13 protein-coding genes are annotated in these 14601 nt (G+C 66.8%); 5 read left to right on the plus strand and 8 right to left on the minus strand.

Features of this window, described 5'->3' with window-relative positions:
• Positions 1-20: 20 nt before the first annotated feature.
• Positions 21-1118 carry an acyltransferase gene (locus ACIBVQ_RS13555; RefSeq protein WP_352014226.1) on the minus strand — a complete coding sequence of 366 codons (1098 nt, stop codon included), beginning with the start codon at positions 1116-1118 and terminating at the stop codon, positions 21-23.
• Between the two features lie 593 nt (positions 1119-1711).
• Between ACIBVQ_RS13555 and ACIBVQ_RS13560 the strand changes: the two genes are divergently transcribed.
• Both ACIBVQ_RS13560 and ACIBVQ_RS13565 read left to right on the plus strand, forming a co-directional pair.
• Positions 1712-2905 carry an acyltransferase gene (locus ACIBVQ_RS13560; RefSeq protein ID WP_362779366.1) on the plus strand — a complete coding sequence of 398 codons (1194 nt, stop codon included), beginning with the start codon at positions 1712-1714 and terminating at the stop codon, positions 2903-2905.
• 35 nt (positions 2906-2940) lie between these two features.
• Positions 2941-4143, plus strand: a complete 1203-nt coding sequence (locus ACIBVQ_RS13565) for a cytochrome P450 (RefSeq protein WP_362779369.1) — start codon at positions 2941-2943, stop codon at positions 4141-4143.
• On the opposite strand, the gene ACIBVQ_RS13570 is transcribed toward ACIBVQ_RS13565, so the two are convergent.
• Complete coding sequence (locus ACIBVQ_RS13570) at positions 4133-4981, minus strand: AraC family transcriptional regulator (protein ID WP_399177615.1); 849 nt, start codon at positions 4979-4981, stop codon at positions 4133-4135. The genes ACIBVQ_RS13565 and ACIBVQ_RS13570 overlap by 11 nt on opposite strands.
• Positions 4982-5091: 110 nt before the next feature.
• On the opposite strand from ACIBVQ_RS13570, the gene ACIBVQ_RS13575 reads away from it, so the two are divergent.
• On the plus strand, positions 5092-5448 hold the full coding sequence (locus ACIBVQ_RS13575) for a VOC family protein (RefSeq protein WP_399177617.1): 357 nt from the start codon (positions 5092-5094) through the stop codon (positions 5446-5448).
• A gap of 7 nt (positions 5449-5455) precedes the next feature.
• Here the strand turns inward: ACIBVQ_RS13575 and ACIBVQ_RS13580 are convergent, their stop codons facing one another.
• Positions 5456-5890, minus strand: a complete 435-nt coding sequence (locus tag ACIBVQ_RS13580) for a MarR family winged helix-turn-helix transcriptional regulator (RefSeq protein WP_399177619.1) — start codon at positions 5888-5890, stop codon at positions 5456-5458.
• Positions 5891-5943: 53 nt separating this feature from the next.
• Here ACIBVQ_RS13580 and ACIBVQ_RS13585 point away from each other — a divergent pair, with 53 nt between their 5' ends.
• The gene (locus tag ACIBVQ_RS13585) at positions 5944-6795 is read left to right on the plus strand and encodes an alpha/beta fold hydrolase (protein WP_399177621.1); all 852 of its coding nucleotides are present in this window, start codon (positions 5944-5946) and stop codon (positions 6793-6795) included.
• On the opposite strand, the gene ACIBVQ_RS13590 is transcribed toward ACIBVQ_RS13585, so the two are convergent.
• The 4 genes from ACIBVQ_RS13590 to ACIBVQ_RS13605 form a co-directional block, all read right to left on the minus strand.
• Positions 6785-7966 (minus strand): cytochrome P450, encoded by a 1182-nt coding sequence (locus ACIBVQ_RS13590; protein WP_352014219.1) that lies wholly within the window; start codon positions 7964-7966, stop codon positions 6785-6787. The genes ACIBVQ_RS13585 and ACIBVQ_RS13590 overlap by 11 nt on opposite strands.
• A 301-nt stretch (positions 7967-8267) precedes the next feature.
• A complete protein-coding gene (locus ACIBVQ_RS13595) occupies positions 8268-8804 on the minus strand; it encodes an SRPBCC family protein (protein WP_362917684.1) in 537 nt (178 codons plus the stop codon).
• Complete coding sequence (locus ACIBVQ_RS13600; protein WP_352014217.1) at positions 8801-9115, minus strand: metalloregulator ArsR/SmtB family transcription factor; 315 nt, start codon at positions 9113-9115, stop codon at positions 8801-8803. Before ACIBVQ_RS13600 ends, ACIBVQ_RS13595 begins: the two co-directional genes overlap by 4 nt.
• 763 nt (positions 9116-9878) lie before the next feature.
• Positions 9879-10259: a very short patch repair endonuclease gene (locus ACIBVQ_RS13605; RefSeq protein WP_399177624.1), complete on the minus strand. Its 381-nt coding sequence runs from the start codon at positions 10257-10259 to the stop codon at positions 9879-9881.
• Positions 10260-10578: 319 nt separating this feature from the next.
• Here ACIBVQ_RS13605 and ACIBVQ_RS13610 point away from each other — a divergent pair, with 319 nt between their 5' ends.
• The gene (locus ACIBVQ_RS13610; protein ID WP_399177626.1) at positions 10579-12534 is read left to right on the plus strand and encodes a DNA translocase FtsK; all 1956 of its coding nucleotides are present in this window, start codon (positions 10579-10581) and stop codon (positions 12532-12534) included.
• On the opposite strand, the gene ACIBVQ_RS13615 is transcribed toward ACIBVQ_RS13610, so the two are convergent.
• A complete protein-coding gene (locus ACIBVQ_RS13615) occupies positions 12488-14596 on the minus strand; it encodes a UvrD-helicase domain-containing protein (RefSeq protein WP_399177628.1) in 2109 nt (702 codons plus the stop codon). The genes ACIBVQ_RS13610 and ACIBVQ_RS13615 overlap by 47 nt on opposite strands.
• Positions 14597-14601 lie beyond the last annotated feature (5 nt).

The following is a 14601-nucleotide window of genomic DNA, read 5'->3' on the forward strand; positions in this document are numbered from 1 at the left end:
CCGGGGCCCGGACAGCCGTCTCACACCGGCGCGCCCACCTGACCACCGCCGGGCCTGGCCCGCCGGGCGCCGCCCGCCGTACCGAACCGGCGCATGACGGGTCCCTCGAACAGGCGGAACGTCAGCCACGACACCAGAAGCGTCACGGCGAACAGCAGCGCGCTGATGGCGAGGGCGACCGGGGTCGGCCACGCCTCACCCGCGCCGAGCAGGTCGTGACCGGTGATCAGGATCAGCCGGTGCCACATGTAGAAGGCGAAGGACACCTCGCCGAGCCACACCCACACCCGCCCGGAAAGGCCGGTGCGCCTGCCGTCGCGGTCGGCGACGGCGCCGTTGGCGATGACCAGCCCGAGCGGGACGCACAACGCCGCGACGAAGGCGTAGGTCGGCGGGATCAGCGGGGTCAGCGCGTAGACGACCACGCTGAGCAGCACGGACCCGGTGTAGCCGAGGGGGATCCTCCTGCCGGTCAGCACCATCTGGGCGAGGAGGATGCCGAAGACGAAGTCCAGCATCCGCACCGGCGGGAAGTGGTAGATGAACCAGGTCTCCCACTCGGTCACCCCGAGGATCGGGTACGGCTGCTGCGCGGGCAGCAGGCCGGAGGCGAGCGGGACGAGGAAGATCACCGCCACCACGCCGACGGCCCACATCCACAGCCGCTCCGGCCTGATCCTGCGCACGAGGCCGAGCAGGAAGGGGAAGCACAGGTAGAAGAACGCCTCACAGGAGAGCGACCACGCCACCGGGTTGACGCCGGTGATGGTCCGCGCCTGCGGGAAGAACGCCTGCAGCAGGAACAGGTTGCGTACGGCGTCCGCCAGGCCGACGGCGTTTCCCACCAGCAGGGTGATGACCAGGACCGCGGCGAGGAAGGTCAGCACGTGGTTCGGATATATCTTGAAGAAACGCCGCCGCCAGAACCTCCGCGGCGTGTCGTCGGGGCGCGCCGACCAGGTCAGCACGAATCCACTGAGCACGAAGAAGAAACCGACACCCGCTCCTCCGCCGAGGGCGAGCATTTTGAAGAGCATCGGGTGAGAGGCGCCGGAGGCGAAAATCCCCTCGACCATCACGTGCAGGGCGAAGACCATGGTTGCGGCGACGAATCGCATTCCCGTGAGTGAGGGAAGACGAGACGGAAGTCCGGTTGGGCGGGGTTCTGACAGGCTCGACGACTCGACCATGTGGCGCGACTCCAAACAGGCCCCCTCCCGTTCGGCGGGGGAGAGCCGGTGTGCGGTTGGTGCGAACTCTCCGTGCCGTTACGACGGCCGGGCGGGGTTTTTCGAGTGCGAGGTCCGGTTACCGACGGCAGGGCTCTGAGCAGGGACTTCTCTCAGGTCTTCCAATCCGGTACGGCATGGTGACGCCTCCTCATGGCCTTCTCCGTGGCTCCTTCGCGGCCCTTTCGCGGCTCTTTCCGTGTGCGGGCGCTCGGTGGCCCGGCACACCCGTCGCGGCACCCGTCCCCGATCCGGGCCGTCCGCGAGGAGCCGTCCTCACGGATATGTCGGAGCCGGGGCCGCGTTCTTGACGTCCGCCGTCGTTCTTTTCGGGCTTCACAGCATTTTCAAAGAAATCGGGCCGGAGAAGTTGTGGCACTGTCAAGGAACCGCGGTCGGTTCCGACCTTTGAGCGGGAGGAAATCTCCGCCGGGAGACCGGGGCCCGCCCCGGCCCGTCGACTTTCGGGAGAGTGACCGCCGATGACCGCCACGCAGGAAGTAACTCCAGGAAACCTCTCGTCGCTGACCGGCCTGCGCGCCGTCGGCATGCTGTTCGTCTTCGTCGCCCACGGCGCCGCGGCCTCGGTGTTCGCCGACAAGGGCGTCGCCGCCGGTTACAACACCCTCATCGACAACGGGGTCCTCGGCTTCCTCGCGGTCTCGTTCTTCTTCGTGCTCAGCGGGTTCGTGCTGACCTGGTCGGCCAGGCCGGGTGCGCGCCGCTTCTGGCGGCGGAGGCTGCTGCGCGTCTTCCCCAACCACCTGGTGGTGCTCGTCGTCTCGGCGCTCACCTTCGTCGCGGCAGGGGAGACGATCAGGCTCGTCCCGGCGGTCGCGAACGTGTTCCTGGTACAGAACTGGTGGCCGGACGCGGACCTGATGTACTACCAGCTCAACGGCCCCACCTGGACGCTCTCCGTCGAGCTGCTGTGCTACGCGGCCTTTCCCCTGCTGTACGCGCTGGTCAACCGGATCAAGCCGGGCAGGCTGTGGTTCTGGTTGGCGGGCGTCGGGCTGCTGGCCCTGGCCATGCCACTGCTGAGCGAACCGTTCCTGGCCGGGTACGGCCCGAGCAAGGTCTTCGGGGTCGGCTCGTGGCCCCAGCAGTGGTTCCTGTACTTCTTCCCGATCACCCGCTCGCTTGAGTTCGTGCTCGGCATGATCCTGTGCAGGATCGTCCAGACGGGCCGCTGGGTCCGCGTCCCGGTCGTGGTCTCGGCGCTCTGCGTGCTGGCCGTCTACGTCGTGCTGTACTTCCTGCCGCAGAACTTCGTCTTCGCCGCGCTCTACCCCATCCCGATGGCCCTGCTCATCGGCTCGGTGGCGACGTCGGACCTCGCGGGCCGCTCCAGGGTGATGAACAGCAGGCTGATGGTCAGGCTCGGCGACCTCTCCTTCGCGTTCTACATCGTGCACATCCCGGTGCTGTTCTCGGTGCACGCCGCGTTCGCCGGGGAGTGGGTCGGATACGCCAACCACTACACCCGGACCCAGTGGAACACCCCGACCGGGATCGCCTTCCTCGTCGGCGCCTACCTGCTGTGCGTGCTCGCGGCCTGGGTCCTGCGGACCGTGGTCGAGATCCCGGCGATGCGCCGCTGGGGCGGGAGCCGTACGCGGGGGACGTCCGGCCTGTCGCGGCCGAAGGCCCCGGGGCCGCAGCTCCAAGCGTGAACACCGTCGACCGTCACCCCTCCAGGAGAGAACCGATGACCGACGCGACCTATCCGACGCTGTCCTATCCGATGCGGCGCACCTGCCCGTTCGAGCCGCCCCCCGGCTACGCCGAACTGCGCGAGCGTCCGACGATCTCCAAGGTCAGGCTGCCGACCGGTGCCCTGGCCTGGGCGGTCACCCGCTACCGGGACGTCAGGGCGATGCTGGCCGACCCGAGGTTCAGCTCGGACATGCGCCACCCCGGCTTCCCCGTCCTGTACGAGCACCAGGTGCCCGCGCCGGAGTTCTCGACCTCGCTGATCGGCATGGACGCGCCGGAGCACACGATCGCCCGGCGGGCCGTGGCCGGGGAGTTCACCGTCCAGCGGCTGCGCCGGCTGCGGCCACGTGTCCAGGAGATCGTCGAGGAGCACGTCGAACGCATCCTGGAGGGGCCGCGCCCGGTCGACCTGGTGCGGGCCTTCGCCGACCCGGTCCCGCTCATGGTGATCTGCGAGCTGATCGGCGTGCCGTACGCCGACCGTGACTTCTTCCTCAAGATCTCCTCGACCGTGATGAACGCGCCCTCGCCCGAGGAGGGCGGGCGTGCCATGGTCGAGTTGACGGACTATCTGGACGCGCTGGTCGGCGACAAGGAACGCGACCCGACCGACGACGTGATCGGCAGGCTGGCGGCCAGGCCGGGGGAGCCGGGCGTCCCCGGGCACAAGGACCTCGTCGGGATGGCCTTCATGCTGCTGATGGCCGGGCACGAGACCCCGGCGAACATCATCGCGCTCGGCACCCTGCTGCTGCTCGAACACCCCGACCAGCTCGCCGCGCTCCGCGCCGACCCGGCGAGGACCCCGGCGGCCGTGGAGGAACTGCTGCGGTACTTCACGATCGCCGAGATCGCCACCTCCCGGGTCGCGACCGAGGACGTCGAACTCGGCGGCGCCGTCATCAGGGCGGGGGAGGGCGCCCTGGCCCTCATCACCGGGGCCAACCGGGACCCGGACCAGTTCGCCAGGCCGGACGAGTTCGACATCGGCCGCGGCAACCACCACCACGTGGCGTTCGGCTTCGGCGGTCACCAGTGTCTCGGTCAGCACCTGGCGCGCCTGGAGCTGCAGATCGCCTTCGACACGCTGTTCGCGCGGATCCCCGGCCTGCGGCTCGCCGAACCGGTCGAGGCGCTGCGCTTCAAGGACGAGGCCATCAACTACGGCGTCTTCGAGCTCCCGGTCACCTGGTGATCGCCGTCTGACCCCGGCCGCGCCGTCCGAGCAGGCGGCGCAGCGCGGTCGGGGTGTGACCAAGGTGCTCGCGGACGGTCCTGGTCAGGTGGGCCTGGTCGGCGAAGCCGAGGTCGGCGGCGAGGGCGGCGAGGCCATGCGCCGTGCCCTCGCCGCCCTCGTCGCTTTCGCGGTTTTCGCCGCCTTCGCCGTTTTCGATGCGCCGGATCACCCGGCCGACACGGACCCGGTTGCGGTATCGCGTCAGTGAGACGCCCATCTCCTGGGAGAAGACACGACTCAGCCGGTACGGCGAGACGCCCAGGAGAGCGGCCAGCGGGCACAGCCCGGCCGCGTCGGGGTGGTCCGTGACGATCGCCTCACGGGCCGCCGCGACGAGTGCCCGGTCGGCGGGGTTGGCCGGACGGCCCTGACGGTGGCCGGTGGCCGCGGCGACCAGCCCGAGCAGCTCCTCGGCGAGCGCGTAGTCGACGTCGCCGCCGCGCGCCGCGGCGAGCAGTCGCCGGTGGGCCAGGTCGACCCGGGCGTCCACGTAGACCGTCGTGCCGGTCCACGGCCCGTCCCACAGACGCGGGGAGACGGCCACGGAGGTGCACAGGTCACCGCCGGCCGGATGGGCGAACCGCTCCTCCTCACCCGGCGCCGCGAGGTAGGCCATCGTCGGGTCCAGGTCGGCCTCGACGCCGTCGGCCCACCGCCTGAACCTGCCGCGCCGTACCAGGACCAGCCGGTGTGCCCCGCCGGGATCGGGCTCCGACCACCGGGTGTGGTGGGCGCGGCAGGTCACCGTGGACACGGCGAAGTGGGGGCGGACGGCGAGGGGCACGGCGGACAGCACGGGGGGACGTTACCCGGCGGGTGCGACAGAAAAGGCCCGCAAGAATCTTCAAGACCATAACCGGCGTAGGCGGGAAGCTGGTTACGTAAACGACGACCACAGGAGCCACGATGACCTCTCTCGCGGGACCGACCGCCATCATCATCGACTGCGCCGACCCCCGGGCGCTCGCCGAGTTCTACGGCAAGGCCACCAGCTGGAGGATCACCTACAGCGACGACGAGACCGCCTACCTCGGGGACGGCCCGATCCAGCTCGCCTTCCAGCGGATCGAGGACTACCGGGGCCCGGGGTGGCCCGACGCGGCCAAGCACGCCCACCTGGACTTCAGGGTCGCCGACGTGGAGGCCGCGACGAAGGAACTGCTCGCGCTCGGCGCGACGAGGCCCGGTTTCCAGCCGGGTGGGGACGGCTGGACGGTCCTGGCCGACCCCGAAGGGCACCCCTTCTGCATCAGCGCGGGCTGAGGCTCCCTCAGCCCGGGGCGGGGACGTGCGAGGCGTAGAGCGCGCGGAGCAGGTGGTTGAGCCGCTCGCGCTCGCGCCGGTCCAGCGCGTGCAGGAAACGGTCCTGCTCGGCCGCCGCCGTGACGGCGAGGGTGCCGAGCAGGGCGTTCCCGCCCTCGGTGAGGGCGACCGTACGGCGGCGCCGGTCGGTCTCGTGCGTCCTGCGCTCGACGAGCCCCCTGGCGGCCAGGGAGTCGAGGACCGGCACGATGTTGCGGGCGTCCACGGCGACCAGCTCGGCCAGGCGCCGCTGGCCGACGGGCCCCTGCGCGCCGAGCGTCGCGAGGACGACGTACTGGGCCTGGGTGAGGTCGTGGCCCGTCAGGAAGGCGGCCCACGACCGCGCCGCCAGCGACCCCAGCCGCGCCAGCAGGAAACCCGTGCCCCGCTCGAAGTCACTCACGCGGCCCAGCCTAGTCGATAGACATGCTTCATGTCGTTTGGTAGACATGAAGCATGTCTATTGAGGAGCGGCACACCCACGTGCCGATCGCCGGATCCCCGCTGCACGTCGTCGAGACGGGCGACCCCCTGGGCAGGCCGGTGCTGTTCCTGCACGGCTGGCCGGAATCATGGCGGACCTGGCGGGGCGTGATGGAGGCGGCGGGGACGGACGCCAGGCTCCTGGCCGTCGACCTGCCGGGGATCGGCGACTCCACGGGGCCCGCCCCCGGCGGGTCCAAACTCCGCCTGGCGGGGATGGTGCACGAACTCGTCCTGAGCCTCGGCCTCACCGACCTCACACTGGTCGGTCACGACGCCGGAGGCATGATCGCCTACGCCTACCTGCGACGGTACGGCGCCGCCCGTGTGGTGATCATGAACACGGTGATCCCCGGCGTGGCCCCCTGGAAGGACGTCCTGGCGAACCCGTACATCTGGCACTTCGGCTTCCACGCCGTGCCCGCCCTGCCGGAGACCCTGGTCAGGGGACGCCAGGCCGCCTACTTCGACTACTTCTACGACGTGCTTTCCGTCGACCCGGCGAGGATCACCCCGGAGTCACGCCGCGCCCACGCCGCCGCCTACGCGCGTGACACGGCGCTCACCGCGGGGTTCGACCTCTACCGTGCCTTCCCCCAGGACGCGCTGGACAACGCGGCCCTCGCCGAGGCGGAACCGGTCGGCACACCCCTCCTCTACCTGCGGGGCGACGGCGAGGGCGGCGACATCACCGCCTACGCCCAGGGCTTCAGGGAGGTGGGCGTCCTGCGGCCGGTCACCGCGCTGATCCCCGGCGTCGGCCACTTCGCCCAGGAGGAGGCACCCGCCCAGGTCTGGAAGCTCATTCACGACTTCACCAGGTGACGGGCAGCTCGCGCACGCCGTAGATCACCGAGTCGACACGCAGACCGAGCTCCTCGACCGGACGGGCCAGAGCGAGTCCGGGGAAGCGGGCGAACAGCCTGGAGATCGCGACCTCAAGCTCGACCCTGGCCAGGTTCTGGCCGAGACACTGGTGCGGGCCGAACCCGAACGCGACATGGAACCTCGGATCACGCCGCAGGTCCAGCCGGTCGGGCTCGGGGAAGGCGCGCTCGTCCCTGTTGGCCGACAGCAGGGAGAGCACCACCCCCTCACCGGCCTGTACGGTCACCCCGCCCACCTCCAGCGGCGCCGTCGCCATCCGCGCCATGGGCCCCTGCGTGATCGTCAGGAACCTCAGCAGCTCAGCCACCGCGGGACGGACGAGAGCCGGGTCCGCGCGCAGCTCGGCGAGCTGCCCGGGATGGTCGAGCAGGGTCAGGACGCTCAGCGCCAGCGCGTTCGCCGTGGTCTCGTGCCCGGCGATCAGGAGCACCCGCGCCATGCCGAGCGCCTCGTCATGGGTGAGCTCGCCGGCGTTCACCCGCGCCGCGATCCTGCTGAGCAGGTCGTCCTTCGGCTCACGCTCCCTGTCGGTCAGGAGCCGGTCGAGATAGACGGCGATCTCGGCGAAGGCGGGCCCCGCGACCTCGGGCGGGTTGGAGGACAGGATGGCCGCGCTACGGGTCTGGAAGAAGGCGTGGTCCTCGTACGGCACGCCGAGGAGCCCGCAGATCACCAGCGTCGGCACCGGCAGGGCGAAGCGCCGGACCAGGTCGGCCGGGCCACCGCCCTTCTCCAGGTCGTCGAGCAGGCCGTCGACCACGCCCTCGATCGTCGGCCGCATCGTCTCGACGCGCGGGACGCTGAACTCGGAGGTGAGCATCCGCCGCAGCCGTCCGTGCTCGGGGTCATCCATCCGGGTGAACGACAACTCACCCGGCTTGGCGCCGGGCAGCAGCTGGGGGAAGCCGGCGAGCCTGTCGTCGGCGCTGATCCGGGGGTCGGCCAGCACGGCCCGGACGTCGGCATGGCGGCTCAGCACCCAGTGCTCCTCGCCGTCGGCGAAGTGAAGGCGGCAGGGCGGTTCCCCGCGGAGCTCGGCGAGTTCCGCGGGGACGCCGTACGGGTCCGGTCGGTGGATGGGAAACGTACGTGCGGTGGGCCGGTCCATGGTGCCCCTTCCTCACAGGCGGGAGGCAGTGTCCCTCAGTCAACCGGCTCGAATCATATGCAGCCGGTAATGCCTGGAGAAGGGGCGAAAAAAACAGAGCATTTTCCGATAAATGGACTTGAAAGGGGCGGCTTTTCTGTTCTCTCTTCCTGACACCCGGGGAGCAGACGGTATAGAGGCGGCCGTGAGCGCGGCCGTACGACATGGGCCTGGATGGCGGCCGGTGCGCCTACGGTGCGGGCGCGGATTGGGGCGCGGCATGGAGCGCCCGGATCCGCCCGGATCCGCCCGGCTCAGCCGGTCACACGGCCTTGAGGCAGTGATCTTCGACGATCTCCAGCTCTCTGGCGTAGATCTCGCGCAGCCCTTCCCAGCCGTGGTCACGCGCCTTCTTCCCACGGATTGGACCCACCGGGTATCCGTCGAGAAGGTGTTCGGCGACGTTGAAGCACAGGTGCCACCCGGCCGCGACCTCCGGCATCCACCTGCGCTCCTTGAGCGTGTGCCGCAGCGTTAATCGTGTCCCGGAGCCGAGCGCGGCCAACTCCCAGCGCAGCCGGTCACCGCCCCAGGTGTATTCGAGCAGAGTCGGCGGTTCCGCGCGGCTCACGAACTCGGACATCCCCGCGGAGATCCCCGGCCCGTCGTCGAGCATCGTCAGCGTCGTCTCACCGACCGTCCCGAGGTCCCTGTCGGCGGTGTAGGGAGACCATTCACCCAGTTGGGCGGGGTCCGTGAGCGCTGCCCACACGCTCTCTGGCGAGTGCCGCAGGTCCCGGACGAAGACGAGAGTCCACCGTCCCCCGTCGGTCTGATAGCCGACCTCGGAGTTCGTCACTGCTCCTCCTGGTTGTCGAGATGGCGTTCAAGGGCGTCGAGATGCCGCTCCCACAGCCGGCGGTACGGCGCGAGCCACTCATCGAGCGCCTCGAACCGCCTGGGCTCGATCCGGTAGATGCGCTGCTGCGCAGCCGTACGACAGGAAATGAAACCGGCCTCCCTCAACACCTTCAGATGCTTGGACATGGTTGGCTGACTGACCGCGAGCACGTCAACAAGCTGCCCGACACTGCTCTCCGCCCTGAGCAGCCGATCGAGGATCCGTCTCCTCGTCGGCTCAGCAAGCACAGCGAACACATCCACAGGCACCCCCCAAATATGCCTCGCCGGGAATATACCTGACAAGCCCTACGGCAAGGCATGAGACGAACGATGGCCATCCGTTCGCGAAACAGCATCCAGCCACGGAGTAACGCCCTTCACGACGGGGTCCCTCTCGACGTGCTGTGGAGGTGATATGACGGGACATTTTCGATCTTGGGGGTCTAGAGGTTGTTTGGAGTCCTGAGCATGTGACTGAAGTGAGGAGTTGCGGTGACCGATTGAGTCTCAGAGGTAGAACCCGGCCCCATGGGCCTTATCCGCAGTCACCGCAGCAGTGTGGGTGCGAAACCGACAGATCGGTCAGAGGTGCGGATCTTTTCGGAATGGTGACAAGATGCGGGCCGTCGCCGGGCTTCGAGCCCGCACCCGGCGAATCACCGACTGCGGCATGAGCCTTTCGCTCGGCCTGTCTCGAGATCGGCTGAACTTACCGGCCTTCGCCCAGGCTTTGCGGCACCGTCATATGGCGACACGATCTCGGCTCGACGACGGTCGGCGCCGAATGAGACCTGCGGCGCATCACCCTCGATACCGGCGACAGCCGGCCCGGCCGAGTTCTGATGCGTCCACACGATCATGGCGTCCGCGCAGACCGATCCCAGCGGCCCTGTCCGTGTGAGGCGGTTCCGGTAATCGTGGAACCGTCGATGTTCACCACCGTCGTCGAGCAGTGTCGGGCGGATCAAGCCTTGAGGACTATAAAGCGGCTTATTGCGTATTTCTGCTGGAAATAAAGGAAGTGCAAGCACTAGTGAGTGCGGTGCGGTCGGACAGCCGATGCCACCCGCAGGGCCGCCTCGGCTGGGTCTTCATGCTCCCAAACGCGAACGACATGCCAACCCGCCTCATGCAGGAGGCGATCCGTTTCGGCATCGCGTTCTCGCGTGCGACGTACTTTTTCCGCCCAGAAGCTTGCGTTGGTAACGGCAACGGTGTGGTGGACAGGACAGCCGTGCCAGAAACATCCGTCCATGAACACTGCCACTTTGGCCTTCGTGAAGACGAGGTCCGCAGTGCGTCGAACGCTCTTAAGCGGACGGTAGGAGACCCGATACCGGAGGCCCATCGCATGGATGGCGCGACGGAGGGCGAGTTCCGGTTTGGTGTCTCGGCCCTTGTTGGATCGCATGCTCGCCCGCACGGCATCGCTGGACGCCCATGACTGTGTCAGTCCCCCCACGGGGAACACCCTAGGGCCGCAGGACGCGTCAGTCGTTCTCATCTTCCCGATACCACCTGGCTCGGGCTGCTCAACCCGGCCCGCCCCACTACGCGACCTTCTTGGCCCGCCAGAACGCGCAGCGTCTCGTGCTGCAACTTTTTGACGTGAGACATACCGTTCGGCATGGCTTCCAAGAGCTGAAGAGCTATGTGGCGCCAACGTTTCCGACACGGTACAGATCTACTGAACAGCTACGATCCGTCTCAAGCCTCACATGCTCGATCACATGGATCTGGAGGGTGCTGTGCTCGCCGAGGTCACATTGGCTGGTCGGTACCGTCTGGATTCCAAGCTTGGCGCAGGAGCCATGGGAGAGGTCTGGAAGGCTTTCGACCTTCGTCTGTCCCGAGACGTCGCCGTCAAGATCTTCCCCAGTCACATGGAGCGTGAACCGCGAAAAATCAACCGCTTCCGGGCTGAGGCCAAGATCTGCGGTCGGCTCCAGCATCCCAACATCGTGGTCGTCCATGACGCCGACGAGGACAACGGTCGACTCTTCTTTGTTATGGAGCTTCTCCGCGGCAGTGACCTGGCGAAGGTTATGAAGGAACACCGGAGCGGATTGCCCATCGGACGTGTTGTCTCCATCGGCGCCCGTCTTGCCGAGGCGCTTGGCGTCGCGCATGGCAAGAAAGTCATCCATCGAGACATCAAGCCAGCCAACATCATGCTTCTATCCGGTGACCGACCCAAGCTCTGTGACTTTGGTATCGCCAGAGTCGTCGAAGAAGGTAAGGCCACAGCCCAGGTCGGAACGCCGGCCTATGCCGCGCCCGAGCAGTCCGACGGCTCACCGGACGAACGGAGTGACCTCTACTCGCTGGGCTGTGTTCTATACGAGATGTCCACTGGCGAGTGTCCGTTTCATGGCAATGCTTGGCAGCTGCTATTCCAGCATGCCACCAAGACACCTCGTTTCCCGGGAGAAATTCGTCCTGATATACCAATGGAGTTGGAGGAATTGATTCTCCAACTCCTCGCCAAGGATCCGGTGGACCGACCACAGTCGGCAGCCGAAGTCGCTGACCGACTCAGGGCCATGCGACCACGTACGCCGCAGCATCCAGCCAGGAACATCGACCGACTTCCGCCTCAACGGCTGTTGAAGTCCGATGCGTCGGAGCGTCGGCACACTGGCACCGACGACAACATGGCGAAGGAGATTGACCGGTTCCTGCACGAGGTCCGCGTCGATGCGCGGGTCGCCGGATACACTCGTACCTCTGTATTGACCCGTTTCGAGATCCGGCTCGGCCCAAGCGTTGCTGAGAGTGAACTTCTCGTTCTTTTGGAACAAATCACGCAGGCTGTGAAGCACCGCTCGGCTCGATTCGTGCCGATGGAACGATCAAGCTCTCCACCGCCGGGCGCGTCGGTCATCGGACTTGAGGTGCTCCACTCCGCTCTCGATCCGTTGAGCTTAAGCGGTATTCTTCAGGAGGCGCCGGATGGTGACTTCCCGCTCGTCGGACTTGGTCGTGCTCAGGACGGAGTACCCGCCTTTCTTAATATGCGTGATTCGCCGCATTTCCTGATTGCTGGGAGCCATGGGTCGCTCGATCCGCTGCGAGGCATCATCGCTTCACTGGCCATGCGTCACTCACCGAAGCGGCTCCGGCTGCTGATGTCCACCCGCTGCAATTCATTCACTGAACTGCCCCATCTGATCCCCCAGGAAGTCGGTGATCCTCTCAACTGGGCCGTCTCCGAAGTCGACTGCCGTTATGCGGATCTGCGCGAGCGTCACTGTCGTACGACCGCCCAGTTCAACAGGGAGCTGCGAGAGTCTCACGGCTCGGTTCCCATCGGTGCGTTGGGCGACATCGAAGTGGCACATCCCGACGTGGTCGTGGTCATTGACGAACTGGTCGAGGTGGACGATCTGGAGCAGGTTGTCGAGCTGGCCAGGGAGGGACGTGCGGTGGGGTTTCACCTCATTGTCCGTACGACGAAGCCGTACGGACTCGATGGGCGGCTCAAGGGCTACCTGCCAAGCCGGCTCGCGCTCCCAGTGGCGACAGTCGAGGAAAGCGTCTCAATTCTCGACCGATCCGGCGCCGAGTCGTTGAACTCCGGGGAGGGGTTGTTGGCACTGGGTCAGGGGCGTGAGCCGTACAAGATCAAGCTTGTCGCCGTCACCGACGGTGAGATCGATGAGATCGCCGGTCGTTGGCGAGGTTGAGGAAAAGTGAAGGTTCACCGTGCCAGGAGACGTGAAGGCGTTCCCTGGCACGTGTACAGGCGACGAAGAGCAGACAGCGTTCCCGTTGGAGATCGTTGGCGTGCGTCGTCGCGTCCTCTTCGAACGGGGTGACCGCGTTCGGGGCGGGCATCTGGTTCGCGCCTACGCCGACCACCGCCACACATCGGAACTCCAGGCCTTTCATGCGGTGTATGGTGGCGACCCTGACCTGTCCGGCGGCTCCATCTCGATCACGGGAAAGGTAACAGGCCTCGACACCGCCGCGCTTCAGCGCTTCGACTGCGGACTGCCCCATCGTCTCGGACCGTGCCGCGATGCCGATCTCCTCGGGAAGAACGCCGGCGTCGAGCCAGATCCGTACTGTTTCGACCAGTCGCGTCAGCTCGGCATTCTTCGTGGCGGCGCCGTACAGCTCGGGTGCGGCACCGTGTATCTCGGAGCGGCAACCGGTGAGGTCAGCCCGGGTTCCATCGAGGTCGTCGATCTGTTCGCCGGTGAGCATCGCGCAGCTCCAGGCGAGAATCTCTTCCGTGGTCCGATAGTTGATCTTCAGTCGTGCGGACCTGCCCGCGATCCGAATCCCCACCCGGCTCAGCGAGACATGGTTGTCGTAGATCCGCTGATGGGTGTCAGCGGCGACGAAAAGGTCGTTTGGCCTCTCTGGTACAACAGCGCGAAGCACCCGCCATCGAACCGGATGTAGGTCCTGCGCTTCGTCCACGACGACATGGTCGTACGGCCCTACCTCAAGTTCTCCCAGAACCCGCGCCGCCTCCACACAGACCGTTTCGAATGTGCGGTAGTTGTGCTTCACCAGTTCCTGCTCGAATTCCGCGATCGCCCTCCAGACCTGCGCTCGCTGTAGTGACCCGAGCCGACGTCCCCGCCCGATCCGCCGGGCATAGAGGTAGTCGTCGGACGAGGCGATCCCCTGGGCGAGGACGACCTGTCGCCATTCCTCAGCCAAGAACCGTTCGGCGAAATCGAGGCCTCGACGACGGATCACCTTCCGCCAGATCTCTTTCTCCTCTTCGTCCCGAAGCAGCGTGAACCTGCCGGTGTACTGCCTGGCAACTTGGTCAACCGTGAGCACGTCGATGCGCGACAGCACCTCATCGTCGGTTTCCAACAGCCGGAGCGACTCGGCGAGCGACCGGGCGAGGGTCGCGGTGAACGTAGTGAGCAGCACCCTCCCGCCCTGTCGAGCCAGGTGTCTGGCCCGGTGCAGCGCGACCACTGTCTTGCCGGTTCCGGGACCGCCCGTGACCTGTGCGGGACCGGAGTACTCCTGAAACGCGGCCTCCCGCTGTAGCGGATGAAGGTAGACACGCCATCGAGCGAAGGGCTTGTCGAACAGCTCTATGAGCTCTTCGGTCCCTTCGACGAGCGCCACCTTGTGTGGCATTCGTCCTGTGGCCGCCGCGAGATCGTCCGGGTCGATCCTCTCTCGTGCGACTGCGCCGACCACGTCGTTCCAGATGTCTTCGGGAGTCATTCCGGCGGCCAGCCCGAAGAGCACGTCAAACTGGGTCTGGGGCAGCTTGCCGTCCAGGGCCTCCAGGATGTTCACGTCCGTGAGCATCCTGGCGAACCTGAGCATCTGGTCGTCGATCCCAAGTCGGACCAGGTCGGCGTCGGAGACATGCTCGAAAAGAGGATGAGCCGCCTCCACCGGAGCGCGGGTCATCGTCTCGATGGCCGTGTCAATGATCGCGTCGTCACGGATCTCCATGTGGCCGTTGGCCATGTTGACCGAGACACGCCGGTGTCGGGCCCATGCATAAGCTTCGTCGTGGGTGTCCACCCTGAGCAGGGTGAAGTGATCACCCTGCTCAGGGACGAGCACAATGCCGCGATAGTCGAGACCGATCCGGATGCTCTTGAACCTTGGGTCGCGGAAGTCGTTGAGCTTTTCCAGATGAGCTCCGGTGTGCGCGGTCTGCTCGAATTTCTTGATGGTGTCGAGCACCTTCCGCTGGATGGGGCGCTCCAGACGAATGAGATCCTGCAGGAAATCCTGGTGGATACCCAGTCGCGGCACAGCAC

Source organism: Streptosporangium sp. NPDC049376 (assembly GCF_044466505.1).
Classification (GTDB): Bacteria; Actinomycetota; Actinomycetes; order Streptosporangiales; family Streptosporangiaceae; genus Streptosporangium.